Here is a 9,490-nt window from a genome sequence, read left to right as displayed (position 1 = left end):
TTCGAAGTTGAGAGTGGGGTATCTTAATACTTAATTATTGTATCAATAACTCAGTGGGTTTGGTATGATTTTAATGAGGTATCTGTGTAAAAAAGAGCAGGATATGCGAAATTCACCTCCACCCTAGATCGGATGGAGTCCTCTTTCGCGGTTTTGATAGATTGATGAGTGTTGCCTACCACGTTTCTTCTTCATAAAAAGTATGAAACCATACGCTATCATCAGCTTTGCCGTAAAATTTACACGCTCGTCGTGTTGTTTTTAATACTCAATTTTTACTATTCCAGCTTTATTCATTCAAATAGATTACCTCATTTATGTTTAAAATCATTCAGTCCCACCGTACTGAGCTTTTGGTTGAGCAGTTATTGGAAGCTTATAAGTCCAAAAACCAACCCATTTTTGAAGAGTTTGTGGTCATTGTGCCGTCAATGGTACTTGGTGATTGGCTAGATAAGTCTATTGCAAGCCAAGCGGGTATCAGCACCTTAGTGACGACGACGTTTTGGGGTCAGTATCAGTGGACATTGATGCAGGATGTGTTGAGCCGCCACAATGCCTATTTACTAGAGCAAAACCCTGAAGCGTCAACGTTGAATGTGCCTGAGGTGGCAGTGTTGTCACCAACGGTAATGCAGTGGCGATTGTTTGGCTATCTGACTTACTATCAAGAGGCGATTGTCGCTGCTGAAAAACACCCCGTTCATCCGTTGCTGGCGTCTTTGATTGATGAGCCACAAGAAGAAGTTCAACAGGATAAGGCACAACAAGATGCGCGTATTTGGCAGCTGGCAAGTGATTTGGCGAGGGTGTTTAACCGCTATTTAACCCATCGTGAAGACTGGTTAGATCTATGGTCACACAATAAGCCGCTTAATGTAGATGCGCTGATAGCGGATAAGGATGCACTATCCTTGCGCTTCGATAAGTATGCACGTGGCACCCCTGAATGGTTGGTGGCGCACTATGTAGAGTTAGAGGTCGCCCAGCGTTTCTTATGGTCGCATTTGTTTGCCGATGTGCATCAGCACCGTGTGGCACTTGAAGATACCTTTTGGTCAGCCTTAAAAGAAAACAAGGCGAATGAGCGTGCTCAACTGCCAAAAGTTCTGCGTATTTTTACCATTCAGCAGTTGCCACAAACAGAGCTCGACTTTTTACAGCGCTTGTCACAATACATGGATATCACGCTGTTGCACTACAACCCATCTAAGCTGTTTTGGGCAGATATTGTTGATAAGTCGTGGCTACAGCGTCAGCAGATTATTAACCCTGAAAGCGTGTTTCTGCGCGATTATGGGCACAGTTTGCTGTCGCGTTTAGGCAAACAGTCGCGTGATACCTTTGCTATGCTCGCAAATTTATCGGGTAATGAGCAATACCAAGATGCACTCGTCGAGTGGCAGGACATCTTTAATGAGGGCGATGATAGCAATGATGACTTGAGCGACGAGTTCAGTATTAATTTTGATGAGAGTGCGCAACAGCTGCAAGAGAGCCCAAGCTTATTAAGACGTTTACAAAATGATGTGTTGATGCTAGATGAGCAGTCTACCCAGCAAGCGACCGCGGCCAAAGTCTCGCAAGCAGTCAGTAAACAACTAGAGACGGGCTCTAATCAAGACGAGAAAGAGACGGCGTGGTATGACGATGAAGCGTTAGAGAATAAACGCTTTGAGAAGGAGCGTTTTTGGGCCATGTCTGCGCAAGACAATAGCCTAAGTATTCATTCATGCCATAGTTTGCAGCGTCAACTTGAAGTACTGCGTATTATGATTGGGCGCTGGTTGAATGAGCCATTAGAAATTGGTGAGAAAAAACGCCATATATCCGATATTGTCGTGTTGCTACCCGATGTTGAGCGTCACCATGCGCTGATCAGCTCTATTTTCGTCAGCGGTAAAGGTCAAGACGGTTTAACCCTGCCAGCAAAGGTGACTGGCGTTGTCGATGCGGATATTCGTCAGCTATGGGAAGCTATTATTGGTTTTTATAAGCTGTTAGGCAGTCATAGTGCCCGCTTTGAAGCGGCAGAAGTTTTGGACTGGCTGATGCTGCCACCGCTGTATGAAAGTTTTGGCTTAACCCATGACCAGATGAGCCGTGGTTGTGATTTGCTGATCGAGGCAGGCTTTATCCGCGGCTTTGATGAATGGCATCTTAAACAAAGCCTAGATAGCAACGACTATGACTACCGATTTACCTTTGCTCAAGCGCTAGATAGATTAACCTTGGGTCTGGTGATGCCAGAGGCCAGTTTAAGCGATTGCTTATATCCTTTGGCACAGGAAGATTGGCCAAGCACTGCCTTGCCGGAGATGAGTTTGCCGCTGCCGCAAGTGAGCCTAAATGATGCGATAATTATTGAAGCGCTTTGTCGTATTTATGCCGGTTTGACCGCGCGCCGTGATGATCATACACAAAAACTAAAAGCGGAAGATTGGCTTGATCAGATTGAGAAACAAGTCATTCATCGCTACTTTAGTGATGTCGATCAAACGCGTACGATGCGCGCCATCTATAACGCTATGAATGGCTTTAAATCAAGCCTGAGGGCCAATCGTCACTATAGACAGTACGCCAGTAGCGATAGTGTCAGTAATGCTAACAAAAAAGAAGTAGAGCAAAGGCTGGCAGGCGTTGAGCAGTTGCCATTAAAGCTGAATTTTATGCTGGACAGTATTGAAGCAGAGCTTGAGAGTCAGCAGGTCAGTGCCGAGCCGACTGGGGTGATTACCTTTGGTCGATTTGGGGCGCTCAGAAATGTGCCTTTTGATTTGGTGGTGATGCTCAATATGGATCTGTCTGAATTTCCTGGGCGTGATCTTGATAATCGCTATGATTTGATGAAAGCCACCAATGCCCGCCGCGGTGATAGAGTCAGTGAAGATGATGATAATGGTGCATTTTTAGATGCCTTGCTGTGTGCGCGCAGTGCTTGCTGGATATTTTATAACGGTCAAAGTCTGTTGGATACCCACGAGCACCTGCCAGCCAACCCAGTTAGTGAGCTATTACAATTTTTGCAAGGTGAGGTGCAGTGGCAGGTCAACTCGCTTGAAGCGTTAGACACATTACCTGAGAATGTTGATTCTACCACCGAGAGCCTTAAGCGTTATTTACCTAAATTGATTAAACAGTGGCTGCTGACTGAGCATCCGGCACTGCCGTTTCATGAGAGTTTGTTTGAAACAGACATTGAAGACGCAGATGTTTGTGAGCAAGCGTCTGACACTCCTAAGCTCAATTTGAATGAAAGCACAGCTATCCACACTGAAAATGATATTCAAGACAACAGACTTATTGATAATGCAGATGAGTTAGATGTTCTTTTGAATACAGCCATGCGCAGAACCAAGCTTGCGCAAAAACGTCAGTTTCCTCCGGCGCCGCTTTGGCAAGCAGTGTTTAATACCTTAAAGGGTAGAGCATTTAGTGAGCATGCAGAACTGGTTAGCTTGCCTACCAAAGCACAGTACGAATCAATTGCTCAGCTGCTTGGTCAATCTCTAGGTCAGTTAGGACAAGTAGACAATCAAACCTTAGATGTAATAGCTGAGATGTTGTCACTAGACGCAACAGCTGTATTCAATGATTCTGGTGAGGTTAATGACCTTACTAAAAAGGCACTTTCCGAAACTGTATTTAATATTGGAGAGATAGACGTTGAAGGGGTATTGGCCTATCAAGTGCGCCATCCTGCCAAGGCATTTTTGCGTACTCAAAAGGTGCATGTGGTGCAGGGTGAGGAAGCGATGGCACATCAAGAGCCACTATTCCTAGACAATCTAACGACTTATCAGATAAAAGAGTATCTGATTAACGAGCTGGCGAGCGATGCAGCAAATAATAGTACCGACAGCACCGCCACGCAAGACAGTCCAATCTTGATGTATCAAAAAATCATGCCAGCAGGTGTGGCGCGCCAAACGACCTTGCCCAATCAAAAACAAAAACTGCAGCAGCAATGTCAGGAATTTAAAGAACAGCTAGTTGCTAATGGCTTGGATGATGCCCAGATATTAGAGGCAAGCGAGATAGGTGGTTTGCAGCTACTGACCCCAACCACCGAGCATCCCGTTCAGCTAGAGTTAGCGACTGTGTTGAACCATGCTGATAATGCGCCACTACCGAAGCTATTGCCTAAAATAGTTAAAATAAAAGGTTCAGTACCAATATCAGTTCCTACATCAGTATCGATAGATGCCAATCACCATCCCTCTAATCTACAGGCTAGCGTGTCCTATGCCGAGCAATCGCCCAAGCAGTGGTTAAACATACTGCCCAATTCTGCTAGCCCCAAGCATTTAATCAAGTTTTGGTTGTCGCATCTGTATTGGCAAGTTGCCAGACGTACCACTGCTGAGCAAGTCGCAGTAGATGATGGCGTGAGTATTTGGCGCTTTAACAAATCCAACTCGCAAGTTGGTAAATATAAAGATGTAATCACATTTAAGTTAAGCCCTATTGTGTATGAAGATGCCGTGACCGAGCTGATAAAGTGGGCGATATTTGGCAAGCTAGTCGGTCAAGTGCCGATTACCTTATTGCCAGAATATGCACTCAGTTATCTTGATAAGTGCGCAAAAGCGGCAGAGAGTGAAGATGAGATTGGCAGCTATTGGCCAAAACGCGCAGACTTCTTAGATTGGCTAAGACCTAACTATCACGTAGACACGGTATATGATACCTGCTCGCAGCATGCCATTTGGCAATATGTACTGCGTGATCAAGACGCGTTTAAAGCCTTATCAGCAGCATTAACGACGTTAGCACAGCCACTGTATGAGCCGATGTTCACAGCGCTAGTTGGTCTAGATAGTTAGCAGGCTAGCTGGTTACTTAAAACTGTTTAAAACGGTTCGTTTTTTGCCCTTTGGTTTAATTGATAATAAAAAGTGTACGCCCCTATGACAGAATTTACCGCCACCACTCACATGATGGACATTTCTACCCAGCCTCATTCATTTGATAAATATCAGGCTATGACTGACAGTGAGGTTGCGAATCACGATATGATTAAGCCTAAGAATAAGGTGGATGTGATACCAGCGGTTGATGTTGCATTGACGGGTCGGCATCTTATCGAAGCGTCAGCTGGTACTGGTAAAACGTGGACACTAACTGGCATTGTACTGCGTCTGTTGATTGAGGCACGGCGTGCGCCAGAGCAAATCATTGCGACGACCTTTACTCGCGCTGCGGCTGCTGAGATGCGTCAGCGCATTCATGATCGTTTGGTGGATTTCTATCAGCTGCTGCAATGGGTGAATAGCCTGAGTGCTGACCGCGCTAATAAAGAGAGTTTGTATCCACATATATTACAGGTGACACCTGATAGTGATAAGCAAGCAGTCAATAGCTCAAATACGGATTCAAACGCTGAAATAGATGCAGATGAACTAAATCAAGACTTTGTTTATAACAACGTTCATGACAAAAAAGCTGCTGCTGAAAAGCGTGCACAAGCAAAAAAAGATCGTGAGGACTGGTTAGTCGCTCAGGCTAAATATGCGCGCTTAGATGACATCATGCAAGACCCTATCAATCTGCATCTGGTCGGCTACTTGCTTGATCATGTATACAGTTATCCTATGACAGAAGCCATTCGACGCACGGCGCTTGTATTAACCACCTTGGACAAGCTGTTTGTCGGAACCCTTGATAGCTTGGCGCAAAAATGGTTGAAGGAATACAGTAGCGAGACCGGTCATCAGCAAGGGATGGCTATTATTGAAGACAGCAGCATTGAGCAAGTGACGGACAGTATTGTTCATGATGAGCTGCGTCAGTTTCAAAGTAGGCTGTATCACGAGCAACCTAAATTGTATGCATTGATGGATCAGCAAGGTAAGCTGACGGCGGTGGGCGATCATAAAAACTATGTAACTCGGTCGCTGAATTTTATTTCTGCGCCAATTGATGAAGTTGTGAGCAGTGATTTTTCTTTTGAGGGTTACGAGCGGCTTATCCATAGTATCATTGAGCGCAGCGATGAGCTTGATGCTTTCTTTAAGCCTGATGGCGAATACTATGAAGTTCCCAAAGGACAGTTGCAGAATAACAGAGAGTCTTGGCCGAAAATCGTTCAAGTGTTAGAAGAGTCTGGTCCCGCCGCTTATAAGTTCATATCAGACAAAAAAACTTATACTGGAAAGTTAATTGAAGCGTTTCAGAAAACTGATGATATAGGCAAACAGTTCTACAAGCCAAAAGATGGTGAAAGAGTTAATTTGATATTTAATGAGTTGCAGGTGGTTCGTGACTTTAAACGGTATATTGAAGAAAGCAAAAAGCTCGATGAATACGTTATTACTATTTTAGCCAATCTCAATCGCCATATCGTGTTGGCGGTACGTGACAGGCTACCGGTTATATTAGAAGAGCGCGGTGAAACCACCTTTAGCTTGCAGATGGTGCGTTTAAACCAAGCATTAACGGGTCGGCAAGGAGAGAAGCTGGCACGTTATATTCGTCATCATTATCCCGTGGCATTGATTGATGAGTCGCAGGATATCAATGGCGAGCAAGCCACTATGATTGAAAGCATCTATTTGCCAACAAATAAACGTAAACCGTTGGCCAATGACAAACAGGCTACTAATAAAACCAACCATGATTTTTTGTTGTTGGTAGGCGATCCTAAGCAGGCCATTTATGGGTTTCGCGGCGGTGATGTCGCCAACTACAATTATATGAAAGCCCAGTTTGAAAAAAGCAGCCTTTGGACGCTCGATGTTAATCGTCGTTCAAACGCCAGTGTGATTAATGCCCTAAACTGTTGGTTCGGTATGCCTGCGCCAGTGACTCAAGAGAATAGGCTGGCACAGTTAGGTAGTGGTATTTATTACCAGCACATTAAAGCTGAAAAGCAAGAAAATCAGCTGTCTTGGTTTAATGATTCAAACATACTAAATAGCGACTTGGTAAATGACGTACTTTCTGCTCAGCCAGTGAGTGTGTTGCACTTGCCTTATGATAAGGACAAGGAGCTTGAGTATGATGAGTTCGAGATCGCAGCGCGTCATATTGCGACCTTACTCAGCAGTGGTCAGACATTAAAAGGCAAGCCGATTCAGCCGAGCGATATCGGTGTGCTGGCACGTGCCAAAAAAGATTTAAAACAAGTAGAAGATGAGCTTGTCAAGCTTGGTGTGCCAACCTTGACCACCAGTGATGTGAGTATATTTGAAACCATTATGGCAGAGGATGTGGCAGCGCTGCTAAGTGCCATGCTATACCCGTATCGTCATGATATGATTAATCGGGTGCTGACCAGTCATTTATATGGCCTGAGTATCAAAGACATTAAAGCCATGATGATTGACCATGAGGCAGGAGCTGTAGATTTAAATAGCGCTAATATAAAAGCCATCGACAATAAGAAAAGCTATCAAGACTTTATTAGCTATTTAAAAGAAGGTGCCCAGCGTTGGCAGCACTTTGGCGTATTATCGGCCATGCATTACTTGTTAGATCAAAGCCCTGTGCAGCCGCAAGGCGTTTGGCAAGCATTAGCAGCGCATCCAGAAGGCGATCGTCATATTATGGATTTGCGTCATGTAATGGATATATTAGCGCAGTATGGTATCGGCATGGGTGAGTACGAGCTGCTGGCCTGGTTTAGACAAAACATAGATAGCGCGCCTAGCAGCGATTGGGCCAAGCAGTATCCGTTACCGACAGAATCTGGCGTGCAGCTAATGACCATTCATAAATCAAAAGGGTTAGAGTTTCCTATTGTCTATGTGCTGGGTATGGGTGATGCCAGTAGGAAGTCAGGTAATAAAGAAGACTATGGGTTGTATCTCTACAACGCGCAACAAAACCCTACCCAACAAGATGCTACTCAACAAAGTCAGTCAGCGTTGGCGCAGCAATCGACAGGCAATCAGCGCCGATTCTCTCCTGTACAAGGCTCTGCGACCACAAAGGGTTACTATACCGATATTGAAACGCAGGAGGGCTTCGAGGAGCTGCGCCGGCTTGGTTATGTGGCCTTTACGCGCGCCAGTGAACAGCTTTATGTGGTACTGCGAGATCCCCACAACAAAACAGGGTTTGAATTAAAGCCGGTGTTCTATTGGTTTGAGTCACCAGAGCCAAAATTTGAATTGCCAGATAGACTCAAAGGCACCATAGGTATGATTAGAGGGCATAAGGTCAATGAGTTCTATAATGATAACTGTGCTGCTGCTAAAGCAGGCAAATTAACAGAAAGTGGATCGCCCGATTTTATTACGCCCAAAACCGAACCTATTGAGTATGATGATTTTTCAGAAGTTATGAAAATCAATTACTTTTACGGTTGGGCTAAGACCAGTTTTACCGCCTTAGCCCGTCAGCTAGATGAGTCAACGCAGACAATGGCTGTGATGGATGAGCGTATTGATGATGCGATAGATATTGATATTGATATTGATATCAATATCACCGAAACGTCAGTTTCACCGTCACTGGGTGGTCATGCATCAGATAGTCATGACGCTGCCGCGCAAGTCGATCAGGCAAGTCCCAAGTTAGAGGATGATATTCGTTTTACCTTTGTGAAAGGTGCCAATGCGGGTACATTTTTGCATGAGATATTTGAAAAAATTGATTTTAATAATAAATCCCAGTGGTCTCAGGTTATCGATAGAGCTATTAGTAGCTATCAGCTGCCGTTGGTGTATAGCAGTGCTGAAACCCAAAGCCGTCGATTACAAGCGAAGAAGCAAGAGCAAGGCGATAGTTCTTCATTAAATACTGATTCATTGGATTCGGACTCGATAGATGCTAGCAAGCATGCAGCTCTCATTGGCTGGATTGAAGAGGTGCTACATACGCCGCTATTAGCGTCTGATCAGCCGTTACGCTCTATCGATGCAAGTCAGAGGTTCGCTGAATTAGAGTTCAATATGGGACTGTCAGAGCGTTTTAAAGCACAAGATATTAATAGACTCTTTCAGCAGTACCTGCCTAATGAAACCGACAAACATGTTAATCTTGTCCCGCAAAACAAAGCGCATTTATATCGTTATTTACGTGGTGAAATCGATTTGGTGTATGAGCATGCTGGCAAGTATTATGTCGTCGATTATAAAAGTAACTTTTTAGGAAATAGCCTAAGCGATTATAACGAAGCTACGCTCAAGCAAGCGATGTCCAAAGCAGGGTATTGGTTGCAAGCAGCCATTTATCAAGTGGCATTGCATCGGTTTTTGTCGATGCGAATTGCTGATTATGTAGGCAATGAAGCTAAGTATTTGGGCGCGGTGGAGTATGTCTTTTTACGAGGCGTATATGATCCAACCTCTCAGTTGGTGACTAAAGCAAAAGAGGCGAATGTACTGAGTGGCGGCGACTCAATAGCCAGTGAGACAATGCATGACAAACCAACAAACAGTGCCCGCTATGGACTGGTGACGTGGGACATTCCCTTTGATTTTATTAAGGCCTTAGATGCATTGTTTGGCATGCCCAGTTAGCAGGGTTGCAAACAGTTAAATAA

2 protein-coding genes are annotated in these 9,490 nt (G+C 44.6%); both read left to right on the top strand.

Annotated features, from left to right (window positions below; translation table 11 throughout):
- Positions 1 to 317 precede the first annotated feature (317 nt).
- A complete protein-coding gene (locus B3R91_RS09570) occupies positions 318 to 4,826 on the top strand; it encodes an exodeoxyribonuclease V subunit gamma (RefSeq protein ID WP_286797410.1) in 4,509 nt (1,502 codons plus the stop codon).
- A gap of 159 nt (positions 4,827 to 4,985) precedes the next feature.
- Positions 4,986 to 9,467 (top strand): UvrD-helicase domain-containing protein, encoded by a 4,482-nt coding sequence (locus B3R91_RS09565; RefSeq protein ID WP_414707547.1) that lies wholly within the window; start codon positions 4,986 to 4,988, stop codon positions 9,465 to 9,467.
- Positions 9,468 to 9,490: the final 23 nt, after the last annotated feature.

It is taken from the genome of Psychrobacter sp. UBA6291, assembly GCF_002439405.1.
In the GTDB taxonomy this organism is placed as follows: Bacteria; Pseudomonadota; Gammaproteobacteria; order Pseudomonadales; family Moraxellaceae; genus Psychrobacter; species Psychrobacter faecalis.
Note: the sequence above shows the minus strand (reverse complement) of the source record. Positions and strands in the feature narration are given on the sequence as shown.